10 protein-coding genes and 1 pseudogene are annotated in these 16910 nt (G+C 58.6%); 8 read left to right on the plus strand and 3 right to left on the minus strand.

The genetic code is table 11. The features are described 5' to 3' along the window. Positions 1–215: 215 nt before the first annotated feature. From RAD04_RS26305 to RAD04_RS26330, 6 genes are all read left to right on the plus strand, one after another. Positions 216–1094 (plus strand): GNAT family N-acetyltransferase, encoded by an 879-nt coding sequence (locus tag RAD04_RS26305; protein ID WP_092252109.1) that lies wholly within the window; start codon positions 216–218, stop codon positions 1092–1094. A gap of 334 nt (positions 1095–1428) precedes the next feature. After that, the gene (locus RAD04_RS26310; protein ID WP_461626097.1) at positions 1429–2619 is read left to right on the plus strand and encodes a tyrosine-type recombinase/integrase; all 1191 of its coding nucleotides are present in this window, start codon (positions 1429–1431) and stop codon (positions 2617–2619) included. Positions 2620–2638: 19 nt separating this feature from the next. After that, entirely contained in the window at positions 2639–3349 is a 711-nt protein-coding gene (locus RAD04_RS26315; RefSeq protein WP_461626098.1) for a hypothetical protein, read from the plus strand. Between the two features lie 54 nt (positions 3350–3403). After that, positions 3404–3598, plus strand: a complete 195-nt coding sequence (locus tag RAD04_RS26320) for a helix-turn-helix domain-containing protein (RefSeq protein ID WP_461626099.1) — start codon at positions 3404–3406, stop codon at positions 3596–3598. 265 nt (positions 3599–3863) lie between these two features. After that, on the plus strand, positions 3864–4151 hold the full coding sequence (locus RAD04_RS26325) for a winged helix domain-containing protein (RefSeq protein WP_461626100.1): 288 nt from the start codon (positions 3864–3866) through the stop codon (positions 4149–4151). 111 nt (positions 4152–4262) lie between these two features. Then, positions 4263–4649 (plus strand): hypothetical protein, encoded by a 387-nt coding sequence (locus RAD04_RS26330; protein ID WP_461626101.1) that lies wholly within the window; start codon positions 4263–4265, stop codon positions 4647–4649. Between the two features lie 326 nt (positions 4650–4975). On the opposite strand, the gene dsr1 is transcribed toward RAD04_RS26330, so the two are convergent. Beyond that, positions 4976–8794 (minus strand): anti-phage defense-associated sirtuin Dsr1, encoded by a 3819-nt coding sequence (gene dsr1, locus RAD04_RS26335; protein ID WP_461626102.1) that lies wholly within the window; start codon positions 8792–8794, stop codon positions 4976–4978. Positions 8795–9286: 492 nt separating this feature from the next. Here dsr1 and RAD04_RS26340 point away from each other — a divergent pair. Further along, a pseudogene (locus RAD04_RS26340) lies at positions 9287–10322 on the plus strand (IS110 family RNA-guided transposase). Between the two features lie 525 nt (positions 10323–10847). On the opposite strand, the gene RAD04_RS26345 reads toward RAD04_RS26340, so the two are convergent. Continuing rightward, on the minus strand, positions 10848–11882 hold the full coding sequence (locus RAD04_RS26345) for an IS110 family RNA-guided transposase (protein WP_461626103.1): 1035 nt from the start codon (positions 11880–11882) through the stop codon (positions 10848–10850). Positions 11883–13268: 1386 nt separating this feature from the next. On the opposite strand from RAD04_RS26345, the gene RAD04_RS26350 reads away from it, so the two are divergent. Further along, complete coding sequence (locus RAD04_RS26350) at positions 13269–13466, plus strand: hypothetical protein (protein ID WP_461626104.1); 198 nt, start codon at positions 13269–13271, stop codon at positions 13464–13466. A 539-nt stretch (positions 13467–14005) separates the two neighbouring features. Here RAD04_RS26350 and RAD04_RS26355 read toward each other — a convergent pair. Beyond that, entirely contained in the window at positions 14006–14215 is a 210-nt protein-coding gene (locus RAD04_RS26355) for a hypothetical protein (RefSeq protein WP_461626105.1), read from the minus strand. Positions 14216–16910: the final 2695 nt, after the last annotated feature.

Below are 16910 nucleotides of genomic sequence, written 5' to 3' on the forward strand. Positions count from 1 at the left end.
TGTTGCCGGATATCGATAGGCCGCAACCAGTAGCTTTCCCTGCTGAATCGAGCTCCACTGGCGGCGAAACATTCCGAGTACCGCCCGCCAAACAGGCGAAACCTGCTGGCCTTCCGCGCTATGCTGCTGCAAAAGAGGGCTTGTGCGGCACGCAGCAGAAGGTCGGCGGGGGATAGGCCGCGGCCTTTGAGCCCGCAAAGGAATGGATGAGCTGAATGGGACGAACGGTACGCGTGAAGTCCTTTGAACTGGTGGCCAAGGACATAAACGACGTTGATGTGAAGCTGCTCCACGCGCTTTCGATCGGTGTCGGCTGGCCGCATCGCCCCAAGGATTGGGATTTCCTACGCCGCGCCGGCCACGGCATCGTCGCCGTTGACGGCATAGGCCGCGTTTTCGGCAGCGCGATGTGGTTCCCTTATAGCCAGGAATTCGCGACGATTGGCCTGGTGATCACATCGCCCCGAACCCAGGCACAAGGTACTGGCCGCTGGCTCATGGAGCAGGTTTTCGAGCGGTGTGGCGACCGGAATTTGACCCTCAATTCAACCCATGCCGCCTATCATCTGTATCTGTCGCTGGGGTTCACGAAGGAAGCCACCGTGCATCTGTGGCAAGGAGAGATCGTCTCACCGCCCCCGCCGGTGCCGGGTCTGGCCGGTGAGTTGAGCTCGCTGTCCACGGCTAACATCGGAGAGATCGCGGCACTGGATGAACGCGCGTTCGGAACTAACCGGCAGAAGCTGCTCGCGTTGCTTTCTGAAGGTGCGTCAATCTCCGTCCTGCGCCGCGGCGGAGAGACCGTCGGTTATTCCATGAAGCGCGAATTCGGGCGCGGTCATGTGATCGGCCCGATCATCGCCAGCAATGATTGTGACGCGATCCATCTCACGGCCGTGCATCTCAGGGATCTCGCGAGACAATTCGTCCGCGTCGATACGCGGGAGCAGACGGGTCTGTTTGCCGACTTCCTTCAACAGAGCCGCCTCGGGATGACCGACACCGTCACGACGATGTCTAAGGGCCGGCGATTCCTGAACCGAAAGGAAAATGAGCCGTGGGTGTACGGGCTAGCTGGTCACGCGTTGAGCTGAAGCTATGAAGCGAAGCTTCGTGGGGACTGGTGCCAACGGCCGATCGCGACCCTACAGAGACGGGCCGTGGCTAGGGCGACCAGCAGAGGGACGAGTCGCTCGCGAAGCGGCCCCAAGCGCACGAAATCGTAGTTTGACGCACACAATCGCGCAATTGGCGGAGAGAGTGTCCGACTAACTAAGTCTTCGTGACGTTCGCCATCGTCCGTCTAAGAATGCCGAATCCGCTCGAAATTGGCTGATTTCGCCGCCTCCGTCCGTCAATGTCTATACCCGCTCGCCCAAAGCCGTGTTATTTTTGGGGACTGAGTTGGGGACCGGATTGAGGGCGAACATGGCCAGCAAGCTCACCGCGCGCAAAGTCGAGACTGCCAAGCCGGGCAAATACAGCGACGGCGGCAACCTCTATTTGATCGTCTCGGAAACCGGTGCTCGTAAATGGGTTCTCCGCTTTACGTGGCGCGGCCGGGCTAAGGAAATGGGCCTGGGCAGCGCGGCCAGCGTTCCGCTCGCCGATGCCCGCGAGAAGGCCGCCACCGCGCGCCGGAAGATTGCCCGAGGGCTCAACCCCATCGAGGAACGCAAGCGCGACGGCGGCATCCCCAACTTCGGTGAGATGGCCGACGACGTGCGGGAGGCGCTTTCGGCCGGCTTCCGCAACGAGAAACACAAGGCGCAATGGAAATCGACGCTGGAAAGCTACGCGGCCCCGCTACGGTCGAAGCCGGTGGACACCATCACCACCGACGACGTGCTGGCCGTCCTGAAGCCGATCTGGACCACGAAGGCGGAAACCGCCTCACGAGTGCGCGGGCGGATTGAGAAGGTTCTGGACGCTGCCAAGGCCAAGGGCTTCCGGGACGGCGAGAACCCAGCACGCTGGCGCGGTCATTTGGACCATCTGTTGCCAAAGCCGTCCAAGCTAGCGCGCGGCCACCATCCGGCGATGCCCTATGAGGAGGTCGCGACCTTCGTCGGCAATCTGCGGCAGCGGGAGGCAACGGCATCGCTGGCATTGGAGCTTTGTATTCTCACCGCCGCTCGTTCGGGCGAGGTCTTGGGAATGCAGTGGTCGGAAATCGATTTCGACAAGAAAATTTGGACGGTGCCAGCGGAACGTATGAAGGCAGGCCGGGAGCATCGCGTTCCCCTGTCCTCGCGAACCGCCGCAATCCTGCGCCAGCTCGAAAAGCTCAAGAGCGGCGAATTCGTCTTTGCGGGACAGGCCCGCAACAAGCCGCTGTCCAACATGGCGATGGAGATGGTGTTGCGGCGAATGAAGGTGGAGGACGCGACCGTGCACGGCTTCCGTTCTAGCTTCCGGGATTGGGCCGGCAATGTTTCCAACTTCCCGCGCGAGGTCGTCGAGACTGCCCTGGCGCATGTTATCGGCGATAAGGCCGAACAGGCGTATCGCCGCAGCGATGCGCTGGAGAAGCGTCGCAAGCTGATGGATGCCTGGGCCGCCTATTGTGAACCTGAGGCGGTAGATAACGTCGTTCATCTGAAAAAATCAACGCGATAGCGTGCTCCCGAAAGCGCCAGTGCCCCCCACCAAACGAATCCTTCCCTTTGCTTCCTCCGCGGGCGCCACACCCGACTTCGCGATATCCGAGGCAGACTGGAAAGCATTGCAGGCTGCGCTTGGCAAAGAGCTACCTGATGATGTCCGAGGCAAGCTTATTGGCCTAACGGCAAACTTCTTGCACTTTGCGTCTTTTGAGAGGGCTGCAGAGTCATTCGATGGCACCGAAGCACGACTTACAAAGGTTCAGAGATCAGCCAGTGCGTTTCAGAAGGCACTCATCGGCACTGAGAGTACCGATGCTGCTTTCTTCGCAACCTACTTGATCGAGCGGCATTTCGACGATGCTCGAATCCAAAGAGTACATATTCTATCCGACGTCCTGACAGCATTCATCAGCGCCTGCACGAAGGCTCAAGAGGAGGTCGATGGAGATAGTCTCGCTGGGCCTCGCTCTGGCGCGGCATGGAACGCCTGGATACGGAACGTAACCAAACTCTTGCAAGAAAACGATCTGCCGACACAGGTCCGTAAGGATTCCGACAAGAACCGAAGCGGTCAAGCTTCGCCATTTGTACAGTTTGTCAAACGCCTTCAGACTTCTTTCGAGCCGGAATACCGGCGAGGCAAACAATCGTGTGAAGCGCTTGCTGTAGCCATCGCACGCGCGCGTCGGGTCGCAAAACCTCGAAAGAAGCGAGTTAATAAGACCCGCAATAGAAAAGGCTGACCGCTCACAGTCTCCGTCGTCCGCAATGACACAGACGATCACGGAGAAACACACATGAGTACTGGCAGCACGTTTCAGCGCGAAGGCCTTTCAATTTCAGAAGCCTGCGCTATGGCCGGAATCGGCAGAACCAAGGTCTACGAAGCCATCGCCTCGGGACACCTGAAGGCTCGCAAGTGTGGCACGCGGACGCTGATCTTGAGGGATGATCTGCGCCGATTTCTAAATTCGCTTCCGAGCGCGGCATAGATGCCGCTGAAGAACAACCCGGCGCGGTCTCGCCACCGCCGCCGGGCTTCTTTTTGCCAACTCCAGGTCAACAGGAATTAGGCGCGATGACGGTATCCCATTCGAAAGAATATTTCCACCTCCCCGAAATCCTCGACCAGCGCGATCAGCGCGACTTGGGTTCTGACCACCGGATCCGGTGGGTTGCTCGGCGCTGCCGGGTCTCGATCCCTACGGCGGCAACACTGGCAGCGAACGCGGGCCTCCTTGGCAGGGAGGACCGCTGATGACGGTGTTGACGTTGAAGGCTCAGATCGACGCCGGAAACGCCGTTGTCGTTGCCGGTCGGGCCGCGTGGGCCTTGCTGGAACTGCTGGCGGCAGGGCACACCGGCTGCACTTACTTCGACAACCCCGCCCCGCGCTGGAGTAGCTATATCCACAAACTGCGTAAGCTTGGCGTCATCATAGATACCCTGCAGGAAGCGCACGGTGGTCCTTTTGCTGGGTTTCACGCGCGTTACGTGTTGCGCAGTAGCGTAACTGTTCTGGAAATCATCGGCGGGCTGTCCTAATGCCCATTGCTGACCCACAGAACGGCGCTGGTGCGGTTTCGGCCCCGCCGGCACCCTCGGTACGCCTGAACTCGCGAACAATCACGGACGGCATTCTGAGGCAGGAGGCGCATGATGCGTCGCCGCAGGCGTAACAAGCGACTTGATGCACCCCACGTGCGTTTGTATCGCTGGCTGCTCGACTCTCCGGCTTATTTGTCGCTGACATGCCCGGCGCGGGCGGTGCTAATCGAAATCGCGCGAGCATACGACGGATTTAACAACGGACGAATTGGGCTTTCGGTCCGACGTGCCTCTGAGCGCTGCAATATTGCCCGCGGAACGGCATCCCGGGCATTTGTTGAGCTTCAAGACCGCGGATTCATCGAGTGCATGACCAAAGGCGGCTTCAATCGCAAGCTCCCTCATGCCAGCGAGTGGAAACTTACGTTCTGGGGTTGCGACGTCACGGGCGAGCTGGCAACCAAAGAGTTTATGAGCTGGGAGCGAGAAAACTAGAACGCGGCATCAATATATCCCGGCGCGGTATCAAATCAGAGCCAGCGTGCACCTTATAACAGCGCGGAAGGAGCTTCACGGTGCCTCCTTTTGATACCGCAAAGCATGATCTACCTGCGATCGCGGTATCAATCTAGGGCACACATATAGTTTACCATAGGGTGTAGCTAACTAGGACCGCTGGGCGTTGGACTTTCAGAACTGGCAAGTCGATCCGAACGACGAAGCCAGCCAAGGAGCAGAGGGCCGGTTTACCCGCAGTTCCGCGAACGGCAGCGTTTGAGATCTGAGCCGACCAACGCACCAGCGCAAGTCGGTGAACCGCACTAATGCCCACGCCGCCGGGCGTAGTCAGCTAGTCGCTGATATCGATGGTCTTTACGCAAAGGCGGCTCCGCTTGTGCTATGGCTTCCAAGCACTCCGTTAGCTCTCTCGGTGCCCACAACTGATCAGCCAAGATGGCGGCGAGCAAGCGTAGTGAAGACTCTGGGAATCGGGCGCATAGTCCTGATGTATGGAGCTGATGCACAGCGTAGTGAGGGTGTTCGATCGGACGTAACCAGTCCGCGATAGTAGCCAGTACGGAAGGGAACGTATCTGCCCCTGCGATACACATGATGGCGAGAGACTCAGAAATGCTGTTCGACGCGAGGTCGCGCGACTTCGGCCAAATTTGTTGCCAGAAGGGGTGAACTCGATTTTTCCAGTAATCCTCCCGCTGCGCCCCAGCCCCTCCAAGCGCTTGCGAGAGGGCCTGCACCACCTCCTGCAAGCCCTCTTCTGGTAGGGCCCCAATAGCATGTTGGAAGTCCTCGGGCGTGTAGCCTTCCGCCGGGTCCAAGGCGGCGTAGGTGAGGAGTGCTGCATACTGTCGGCCGTGATCGCCAAGACTTTCGTAGTGATGCGCCGTGGACAGGAATTGCGGCTTGAGAGCGATGAGGAGTGGGTGGTACAGCCGAGGCGACCAGAGAAAACCATCCCAAGCTGCCTTTGCTTCGCTAGAATTACGGTCCCAGTCAAAAAGAGGCAGTAGATTCTGCTCTGTCCATGGACGATCTACCCGAAACAACGCGATCAGACGTGACGCCAACAACACCCGCCCGTGACGGAAGCGCGCGACTCCAATATCGCACATCGCTGTGAAAAACGGCTCGATGCCAGCAGGCAGCCCTTCATTGTCATTGGGCTTGCGTTCGAACCAAAGATTTAGCAGTGCCTCCGCGACGTGGCCAATCGGATGATTGATGGCTTCCGTCACAGGTTCGTTGACCTGCTTTCCGTCCTCACTGATCCCAGTATCCGGGTCTTGATATGCTGAGAGCAGGCGTCCGCAAAGGTCGAGTAGGACAGTCTCATGCGGGGCAGCGCTTTTAGAGGCCGCCCTCATCCACCAAGTAAGGCTGTGAGCGGTTGCCTGCACAACCGCCTCAGGCATCCTTGCCAGCAAGGGGGCCGCATGGCGCCACGACCGAACAATAAGGATTCCCTCGCTCCACGCCTGTAGCGCCTCTCTCCAACGCCCGGCAGGCCAAATACCCTCACTGGCCAAATCGCATAAGGCAAAGAGACTATGAAAGAACCGAGTTCGACAGGTATCCAGCCATGTGTCTTCATCATAAAAGGACGACATCCTGGTCTGCGGCTGCTTGAGCCATTGGACCAGATCCGTCCGCTTACGAGGTGCAATGTCGACACGCCGCTTTGATTCAAAATCGGGGTCGCCCGTTCCACTCATCCAGTGTGAGAATTCGTCCTGTTCATCTTTAGCCAACCGGCGACGAGCCTCGGCGGCCGTCAAGCTATCGAGCCGCAGAGAAGCGGCTTGCCCCAGCAAACCGCCGCTCTCGCGTAGTTTGGCGAGACGTAGCCAAACTGCGTCCTCTACGATCGATTCCCAATCCTCAGGTGTGAGGCCTTCTCGATACATGTGGCGTGGCGGGCCAGCTAAAATTGCCGTCTCTAACTCGGCTCTAGCTGCCGATGACATCGTCGATCCTTGAAGCACCAGCAATCTCATGGTTTCGCGCTTCGTGCCGCCGGACCATAACCACCAACCATCGTCCAAAACCAACCATCCGACCCACTTTTCTGAATCGATAACGTCACCCTGGCTGGCGGCAAACAGTGCCAACCGCTTGAATGTCGGATACGGTATATTGAACCATGCTAGTGCTATGTGCCGCGCGCGCTCGGGCGCGTATTTTTGGGTTTCCAGCCACGCATCACGCAATAACTCGATCAAAGTCACCCAGTCGCGGAATCCACGGTTCTGCCAATGTGGCATGATCGATGGCAAATCCCAGTACGAACGGTCATCTCGGTCGTCGGCCTCACCCAATTCACGCAGCAAATCCAGCGCATCGCGAAGGAGCTGCTGAAAGTTATCCAAAAGCGATGGTAACGCCGATTGCCATTGGTCATCCGCCAGATCGCGAAGGGACGAATGAACGTGATCGGCGGCCAGCACGAGTTCCCAATCAACCAACTGCTTAATGCGCGTTGGCTCTTCCGTGCGCTCTTCTGCTCCCCAACGAAAGGGCTTTTTCAACGTCACCTTGGGCGACAGTAGCTCGCGGAGTTGCAGCCGCAGCGCAGCTGTTAATCCGTCGCGTTTCAGACGATCCTTCCAGTGGTAAAAGCTTAGCTCGCGCCAAGGCGCTCTTACGTGCCCCGTGAGCAGCAAGCGCCAAATGATTTGCATCAGTGGGCCGGGAATGGCATTGGGTGATTGGGCGCGGATATCGTCCAGTTCGGCCGTCCTTCCGTCCCGAAGTAACTTGGCAAATTGGTTCAATTGTTGCTCGATGAGCCTTATCCAGCGCTCGTGCAATTGGCCACCGTGCTGCGCCAGCCAAAGGATCAATGCTGGATCGTTCAAATGCCTGGCCAGCCAGCGGGCCAGATGGAACATCACGTCGTCCCATTCGCTGCCGCGAACACCACCCGACACGAGTGTCATCCATGGTGCATATCGATAAGGGGCGGGGCGCTGGATCAAGCTAAAACGGAGTTCGTCATCCACGTCTCTGCGCGGTGGAACACCGAAGCGGTTCAAGTCACGGTGCAGGTACCGTGGACCCGAGAACGCCTCTAGCCATTCGAGCCCCGGTACGGGATTAAAGTCAGCGAACTGCTTCGCGGGCAATCCTGACTCGTCGGACAGTGCCCAGAGCATTCGACCCACAAAGTCGTCCTGCTGAGTGCTGCCAGAAGGCCGCGCGAGAGCGTGCGCAAGGACGATCCGCTCCTTGCCGAGTGTGCCATCGCGATAGGTGCCGGCCCACGACTTCAGAGTCTCGTGCAGCGCCGAGTGACTGCCCGCGCGGACCTCGTAAAGGATGGGTGTAACACCCTTTGCTGCCCATTCAATCGTCTTTGCGTGTTCTTGGCCCGGCTCGCAATCGCCCAAAGCATAGGCTTGCGGAATGAACTCGCCCAGCATCCGGTCGGCAGCTAGTGCGTCCATCATGTAGCGCAACACCGGATCGTTGATGCTGTAGCCGACGAAGCAAACCAGGTAATTCCGGAACAATTCGCCTACAAAGCGCGCCGCCCAGCGTTCTGTCAGATACGCAAGGCCAAAATCGCCACTAGTGAGCACCAGCCGGTGAAGCGCGGCATCGTCCGCTTTAGCTGGCAGCAACCCATGTAGATAAACTAGCCCGTTCCACCGGCTGTTCTTCGGTATAGGGAGCATCGGCGCGGCGTAGGGGTCGAATGCCTTGCCGGACCGCTTTCCTACTCGTTCAAAGACGCGGTCGAAATTTGTAGTCACAAGACGCAGTGAGCCGTCGCGACAGCGAGCTAGTTCAAGCAGCGCCTCGTGAGTATCCGTGGCACCCTTGCGGCGCCACTTAGGCTTCAGGGCTTCGGCCAGCTTTTGCCGAACGGCGATGCGATTTCCGGGCAGTCGGCGTTCCAGCAGATCGAGAGTAGCATCGAACTGATTGCGCTCGTAGGCATCTTGCTCAATGGCTGAGCGGCTAGTGCCGACACGCTTGTAAATCTCGTCGACCAGTCCCTTGAAACCCGGCAAGCCAGCGGGATAAGAAATCCCCGCCCCGCAGAAAAAAACAACCCGGCCTTCTTCATGTGCTTGCAAAAGGGCGTCGGGGACGTCGGGGCCGTTAGCGACAAATTGCATGAGAGATCAATCAATGTTGGGCCGTGCAGCGTGAGCCGTGCTCCGCCACCACCATTAACAGGTGATTCGCAGGGTTTCGAGAATGATACGTTGGACGGGCATTGACGGGAAATTGCTCGCTTATCTAACAAATTCACATATGCTTCGGCGGATCGGGGCACATGCCGAGTGCGGATAGACGGAAGAGATTCTCCGACGGCGAGGCGAGCCGAATCACTTGTGGTTCTGCTGGAGCGGCACAGCGCGCTCGGGATTAGATCGGCTCAGAAGCGCTATCTTGAGCTAACTTCTTCGTCGGCCAAGAACTCGCTTTGTGCATGTGGTCGCTGCCAATCCCTGACAGGGTGCGACAGGCACAATTGCCGACCTAGCTAGATGCGGTAATGGGCCCGGCTCCGAGCAAGGGGTCATGATGGTGGCTGTCCCCCGATAGATGATGAAACGGGGTCACGACTTGAGTCGGCCCCAAGCATCTGGAGACGGAGGACAGCCGTGGACAATTATGCCGGAATCGACGTGTCATTGGAACTGTCGAGCGCGTGTGTTGTGGACGCCCAGGGTAATATCCTGAGGGAAGCAAAGGTCGCAAGCGAGCCCGGCGCCTTAGTTGAGCTTTTTGAGGCGCTCGGCTTTGCAGTGAAGCGGATCGGGCTGGAGGCTGGGCCGCTGTCGCAATGGCTGCATGCGGGCCTGAGAGGTGCAGGATTCGAAACAGTTCTGCTGGAAACGCGGCACGTGAAGGCCGCGTTGTCTGCAATGACGGTTAAGACGGATCGGAAGGATGCCCGCGGGATCGCCCAGTTGATCCGGATGGGGTGGTATCGATCGGTACACGTAAAGTCGGTTGACGCGCAAGAGATCCGGGCACTCCTGATCGCACGCAAACAGCTTCTCGGGCGGCTCATCGATGTAGAACTAAGTATCGAGGGATTTTGCGCGGCTTCGGTCTGAAGGTTGGCCCGGTGACCCGAAGGAATTTCGAAGCGCGGATTCGAGAGCTGGTTGCGGGCCAGGCGACATTGGAGCGCATTGCCGATGCGATGCTTTCGGCGCGATCGACCCTGAAGGCAGAATACGGAAGGCTGCACAGGGCTATGCTGGCAATTGTGCGTGATGATGCAGTCTGCCGCCGGCTTATGACGGTACCAGGCGTTGGTCCCCCCTGGTGGCCATCACCTACAAATCCGCGATTGATGATCCTCATCGCATTGCAAAGTCAAAGGCAGCAGGCGCGCTGTTCGGGCTCACACCAAAGAAATATCAATCGGGAGAAAAGGACGTCACGGGCGGAATCACGCTGGCCGGCGATGAGACGGTGCGGACGGTCTTGTATGAAGCCGCCAACGTTCTGCTATCGCGCATCACACGGTTCTCAAAACTCAAGCGCTGGGGGATGGACGTCGCCAAACGGCGAGGCTCGAAGCGCGCAAAAGTCGCCATGGCACGTAAGCTCGCAGTGATCTTGCATCGGATCTGGGTCGACGGCACAACTTACCGATGGGCTGAAGCGGGGCCGATAGCGGCATAGAACAGGCGGAGGAAATTAAGAACGCAACCGGGCTAAACTGAAGCCCAATGCCCGAAGTCCCGTCGCCGGGACGGTGGATCCGGTGAAGCCGTTACACGCCCAGTGGCCGTCGTCTGACGAACCACGCGTATCTAGATAGGCTCACCGCTCCCTCTGACAGCATGATGTGGCGGCCAGGCGTCGACCACGGACAGAAGCATGAGCTCGGCGGCGTGACGTTCACCCGGGAGGCTTGACATCATCGGGCCCATTACAGAAGGGCGTGTACTCATCTGTGGACGCCCCGCCAGATGCAAGCGGTTTTTGAGGAAGATTGGCACGTAGTCGGATGCTGCCATCTGTCCGGCCTCTGATGCAGCGATGGAGCTGCGGGCCTGTATGGGAGTTCGCGGACCGGAACCAAATCATAAATGCGTGCTCTAGGCACGATGAGTACATCTGGTTCTTCCGGCCCCGTCTCGCCGACTGTTGCGCCATACCCTCCTTCGACCGACTACACCTCTGACGACCTCAGGCCCACCAAGATCACGCCTTGGCTGCGACCGGAGCCCTGTAATTTTCCTGCTTTACAAGTAGCGCCCAGACGATCCGCGCCATCTTGTTGGCGAGCGCGATGGTCACCAGCATGCGCGGTTTGCGAGCTAGCATCTGTTCGAGCCACGAACCCCTTGGCGCGCCGCGTTTGCTTGCCTGTTGCACGACCGCGCTGCTGCCGATGATGAGGAGGCGCCTGAGCGTGCGTTCGCCCATCTTGGATGTCGCACCGAGCTTCTGCTTGCCGCCTGTCGATCTTTGAAGAGGCGTGAGACCCAACCAAGCGGCGAAGTCACGGCCTTTGGCAAAGGTCTCGGCCGGCGGTGCTAGAGCGGCGATCGCGGTGGCGGAGATTGGGCCAATGCCGGGAACGGTCATTAGCCGGCGCGATACTTCGTCCTCGCGAGCACGTCGCGCGATTTCCTGGTCGAGGTCCGCGACCTTGCCATTGAGGTCGGTCAGCAGGTCCAACATCAATCGGAACATGGCGTGGGCCGCTTTGGGGAGCGAGCTGGCCATCTCTTCTTCCTCGATCAGGTCGGTAAGCATCGTCACGTGCGACGGCCCCTTAGGTGCGACCCATCCATATTCAGTGAGGTGTCCCCGGATCGCGTTGATGAGCTGCGTTCGCTGCCGCACTAACAGGTCACGGGTCCGAAACACCAGACCCGCCGCCTGTTGCTGTTCGCTCTTCACGGCCACGAACCGCATGCTCGGCCGCTGCGCTGCTTCGCAGATCGCCTCGGCATCGATCGCGTCATTCTTTTGCCGCTTCACAAACGGCTTTACGTAGGCGGGAGGGATCAGTCGAACTTCATGGCCAAGCTGGGCGAGCTGCCGGGCCCAGTGATGGGCTCCGCCACATGCCTCCAGAGCTACCGTGCAACTCGGCTGGGCTGCAAAGAAATCCAGCAGCTTTCCTCGGCTGATCCGTTTGCTGAATATAGCTCGCCCTTTCCCGTCTGCTCCATGAGCGTGGAAAACATGCTTGGCGATATCCAGACCGATTATGATAACCTCTGACACGGACGCCTCCCTTAAGTGGTGCTCAACACCTCCACTTTGGCACATCGATGCCGTCGGGCGGGGCGTCCACCCCATCATAAGTGAGACGCTTGATCTTGGTCGCGCCTGATGTCCGCTCATCATTCAACAGCGGCACAAACAGCAGACATCGTTGAAGGTCGCCGAAGGGCCAACAGCGGTCGTTCCGCAACCGCGTAGATGAGTGTTGCCCTCACCGGGAAGCGAGGCGGCGCATCGGGTGGAGCGGGTACAAACGCCGCAAGCCATTTGAAGCGCCTCGCCTTTACGTTTCGGTACACAGGCTTGACCTTGACGCCCGCGCGTCGCAGGTTTCGGGGGTGCCGCGCGGCTCGCGCGCCTAACAGGCAGGATCGATCTTTCATGGCATTCGTGCAGTTCACGCAACCGGACGATCAGCCCATCGTCATCAACACGCATAGGATCGTGACCGCCACACCACTACGACGGACAAGGCACGCGCATCACCTTCAACAACGGTGGCCATCAGGACGTGAAGCAACTCATCGCTGACGTGCTGCGGCAGTTGAACATAAGCGCGTAGGCTCGGGCAGCGCCGCCTGGGCAAACAATTCCGCCGATGAAGTGAGATCGTGCACTTTTTTTGAGTGCTGCCCACGTCGCAGGTGGGTCATTGAAAAAGCAAAACGGCCTCAGTGCGCGCGTCTGAGGCCGTTTGAGACCTCCCGCCGGGCATTGGGCAAAATGTCGACCGGTCGGTGGCTTGGCTTTCGGAGATAAGATCGCCGATCGCTCAAGACCAAGACCAGCCCATGTGAATCGTTCCGCCTCAAACTGAAATCTTTAGCGCCCTGATCGCACCGCAGATGACGCGCTGGCCCTGTTTTGACCCTTGAAGCGCTCTGCAACCCCTAATGCAGCAACCGAACACGAATTAGCTGGCTATTCGGTTCGATCGGGATCTATATAGCTCCATCACCGCCGCATCCCGGGCATCCACCGGTGACAGAGAGTGTTGCGCTCCCGCCTATTCGAGGGGAGGCATCATATGCCCCAATCCAAACGCATGTCGTCCGCCATTCCGCCAGTTGCATTTGGGCGCCCAGCCTGCCCGAAGTGCAAGGCCAAGATGATGCTTACCAGCATCGAGCCAGCACGCCCAGGCGTCGACTTGCATACGTTTAAATGTGCTGTTTGCAATCACGTAGTTACGGCCCTGGCCGCGTATGAAGATCCTATGAAGTCGAAGGCTCTGGGACGCTGGCTTCAAGGCGACTTGCATTCGCCGACATAGTTAAGTGTAAACACAAAAGGGCAAATTAGGCCTCGAACTCCCGGGAAACTCCTTTCGACTTTCGGCCCACCGACAAAAAATTGCGTAATGAGCAACTGCAGAAGGAGGAGGAAATGAGGGATTATACATACGACCGTCAGGTGCCCACCGCGGCCTTGCGTAAGGCACGAAAGGCCTTCAAGGAGGCGGACGTCAAGGTAGCGATGGCCGAGTATGAACGCACGCAAACGGCGCTCCATGCAAACCACGAGCGATTAAAGGCGGAGCGAGTGGCTCGCGATGCCGAAGCAGCGCGGAAGCTCAAAAACTGATCGAAGGCTTTCGGTCCATAGCTCCTCGAACCTATTAGGCCGAAATATCTTGCTGCTCGTCGGTGATCTGCACCTGCCAGCTGGCCCGAATTTGGGTGCGAGCTTTCGTAACCGCCAGCATTGGACTGAGTGGCTAGCACCGACGGTTTCCCGTCCTCCTTCTTCGCATGAATGCTGAACGTCATCCCATCCTCAAAAGGGAAAGGTCGGCTGACGTTGCGCCGCTCTGAGGACTATTAGCTACAACCACTGATGGCCCTGCACCGCCTTCAGTATCTGCCCCTCAGCGAAAGCCAGCATAGATGCGTGCGCTACCTCTCACCACTGGATATGACAGTCACACACTGACTTACGACAGCTTGGTCACTGCTAGCGTCGATTCGGTGTCACGACTGAATGACCATTGTCTCAAATGGGTCACAAGCTGCCCATGCCACGGCGCCCACCACAGGTCTGCTATTGAGGCAGAACCGGCCCGGTGCGCTGCCTCAGGGACACCGCACTCACCGAACGACGTCCGCATGTTCGGTTTCGTCAAGTCAGCGAACAACGGCCGCAGCATCGTCCTTGCTCGGTACCAGCCAATCGACCGCAAGCAGGCAACCTTCGAGGACAATGAAGGCAGCCAGGCCGCCGAGCCAACCGAAAAAGACAATGGAAAAGGTTGCGAGCATGAGCGCGCAAAAGGCGTCGGCGAGCACCTTGGCGGTGCGGATGTCTCGGGTCTGATCCGACGTGAAGTAAGGCATTGTGCTCTCCTAGAGGTTCGGAAGCGTAGCCTCAAGCGTGCCTAACCGTCCACTCCTCTCGGGACTGAAAGGCCCCGTCGTCTGATCTCATCCTCGATTTCTCCGATGAGCTTGAGCATTTCGAGGCCATCCATGTCCTCTCGCGCGGCTTGCCTGAGGCGCTCCACGAGTGTCAGCTCAGTCTTCGTAAAGGGTCTATTGCCGTTTTCCATCAACCGTCTCCATTCCTTAGGAGGCGGGAGCATTCGGCTCTCAGTCACCGATAGAGGCCACGGACCATGCGGTGATACGGAAAACTAGCACTGCGCCGATGACGTTGTCTGGTCCAAAATTTAGGCACCCATTCAGGGACGCTTACCTGTCGGCCTACCTGGTTCTTAGTGAACTCGCACCCTTAGGAGAGATTGCTGCTTTTGCCATGGGACGGCGCGGCGACCACTTCAACCGTCGCGGACACGGTCGCGTCCGATGGCTTTCCATCTCGAGCAAAAACGCCGCCCGCTTAAATAAAGCGCAGGCGGCGGCTTACAGCCCTGGGAGGGTGAGAGTAAATTCCCGATGAGAATTAATCTCCTCGCTTTGTGCCGAGGTTCATCGCTTTAGCGAAGAAGATCAAGTTGGGGGCCGTAGTCCCGGCGAGGTCAGCCACTTGTTGACCTCTCCGGCAACATCGATCTGCCGGGCCTTTTGCAGGAGCTCCGTGCGGCGGATGCCTGGGGGCATTCCTCTGGCTTGTTGGCGCAAGTTAATTGCGTCTTGCGCAAGACGGTACTCGAATGTCGAGGATTGTTCCAGGATTCGTCGGCCCGGCATCTTTTTGTGCTCCGCTGTGGCGTTGAGCGGGAGCGCAAACTTGCGTCCACACCACCGATAGATGCTACGGGCCGCGCGGTGGCAGTGAGACAGTGCACCTTTATTAGCTGGATAGCTAGCCTTTATCGTCGCAAGCTATTTGCAGCTGCCCGGCGATGCCGCGGGCTGGATCACTCATCGTGGCTCGAGGTCTTGTTCGAACGATCAACGCGGACCCCTCGAAATTCCGCAGGCCCTTGAAGCAGGCGCTGCTTTCTTGTCGATTGGACCTTGGAGCTTGCGGAGCTATCTGCTCTGTCATCTATTGCCGCGCCAGCCAGATGAAGAGCCCGCTTCCGGTGGCGGGCCACTCGGCGACCTTTGGCACCGTCTTTCGTCATTTGACTAGCCCCCTAATTGAAGCGTCCATGTTCGGAACACGCTCGCGCGGTCGGCGAAACTCAGCAACCGCGGCAAATATTCTTTAGCTTTGCGGCGGTTCTGGCTTCTTCCGCAAGGAATGGGTCCTTGTCGCTTGACGATGAGTCGATAACGGTCTCGGCTGGCTTCCTCGTTTTTGGAGGAAAGGCTGCGTCGTAGCAGGAGAGGCGCGCGCTGGTGCTTTCGACCGCACGGCAGTTCGGCTCCGCGGCGAAAGCGGCAGGCGTAGGGACGGCAAGTGCCGAGGCCAGAAAAAGCGCCGCCGTCCATGAACCTGTTAGGCCCTTCGTCATGCTGAACATCTCATTCCTACTTACCTGCCCAAGAGAGACGCTCGCCCGTGCAGGCCGGAAGAGCATCCCATTCGGACCAACGCATCCGGCGCTCCTCGTCTCCGACCCTGACGAAAACAAAGGGCGCATCGTCCCGTCCTGTTTTCGAACCAACAAAAATTGCCGGGACTCCATAGGCGTCCCTGATGATCGCTGTGTTTGCCATTTCCGACTCCTGTCTGGGCCGGAGGCTTGGCTCGATCACCCGGCCGCGGTTGTGGGACCTATCGCTATAGAACGGCAGCGGCAGCGATCAGAAGTAAAAGAAATATCGGCACCAATAATGGTGGTACGAGCCACTCACGAATATCGAATTTGACAGGATCGGACATCTGACCGCCCTCTTTCAGTTGGAGGCGGGAGCGCAACGCTCTCAGTCACCGATAGATGCCACTGATCGGGGCGGTGATGGGTGACACCCTAGGCCTTAACAGCGCGCAGCGATATCGAAAAATGCGCACCGGAACGCGACGAAATGGCTGTCAGCGGCCTAACTCCGACGAGCGCAGAACGGTGGGATGCATTGCGTTCCGTTTCTGCTGCAGGCCGGCGACCACGCCGATAATACGCTCTGCAGTGAGCGGATCGAAGGGGAAGGCCGCGAGTCGCCCGTAGTGGGAGATTATCTCGTCTAGCTCTTTGCACGTTTCGCACATCGGCTCACCCGCTCAATTTGAGGCGGGAGCACACGGCTCTCGGTCACCGACAACAGAGGATGACACTGGCTAATGGCTGCCGGTGCGCTTTCAGTTCCTAGGAGCGGCCACCGGGCGCGGGCTGCGGACGCAGGAGAACGTCGCGCCGAATGTGCAGTAGGGGTCAAAAGCCGCGGTGAGCACGTCCATCTTCAGACGTTCGTTCGCGATCAGTAAGCCGATATGGCGAATCGCCGTTCGTTGCCGTTGGGGCGCCAACAGGCACCAAGCAATTCGCAATGACCGCGTCCGATGAAATCCGATACAAACCAGCCTTGGCTGAAATGGAAGAGCCCGCCTGAGGTGGCTAGTACTCGTCCTCGTCGCTGTGATGGAGATCAAAAGCTCGATCGTACCTGTCGCGGGCTTCGGTACCTACGCTGTATCGGCCGGGCCACCATGAATGTGGTGGATTGTAGTTGTCGTTCTCAGCGT

The organism is Bradyrhizobium sp. 25ACV, from assembly GCF_054863005.1.

Bases quoted from the DNA above. Each gene is read 5' to 3' on its own strand.
- RAD04_RS26305 (WP_092252109.1), top strand. From the start codon at position 216: ATGGGACGAACGGTACGCGTGAAGTCCTTTGAACTGGTGGCCAAGGAC.
- RAD04_RS26310 (WP_461626097.1), top strand. From the start codon at position 1,429: ATGGCCAGCAAGCTCACCGCGCGCAAAGTCGAGACTGCCAAGCCGGGC.
- RAD04_RS26320 (WP_461626099.1), top strand. From the start codon at position 3,404: ATGAGTACTGGCAGCACGTTTCAGCGCGAAGGCCTTTCAATTTCAGAA.
- RAD04_RS26325 (WP_461626100.1), top strand. From the start codon at position 3,864: ATGACGGTGTTGACGTTGAAGGCTCAGATCGACGCCGGAAACGCCGTT.
- RAD04_RS26330 (WP_461626101.1), top strand. From the start codon at position 4,263: ATGATGCGTCGCCGCAGGCGTAACAAGCGACTTGATGCACCCCACGTG.
- dsr1 (WP_461626102.1), bottom strand. From the start codon at position 8,794: ATGCAATTTGTCGCTAACGGCCCCGACGTCCCCGACGCCCTTTTGCAA.
- RAD04_RS26350 (WP_461626104.1), top strand. From the start codon at position 13,269: ATGAGGGATTATACATACGACCGTCAGGTGCCCACCGCGGCCTTGCGT.
- RAD04_RS26355 (WP_461626105.1), bottom strand. From the start codon at position 14,215: ATGCCTTACTTCACGTCGGATCAGACCCGAGACATCCGCACCGCCAAG.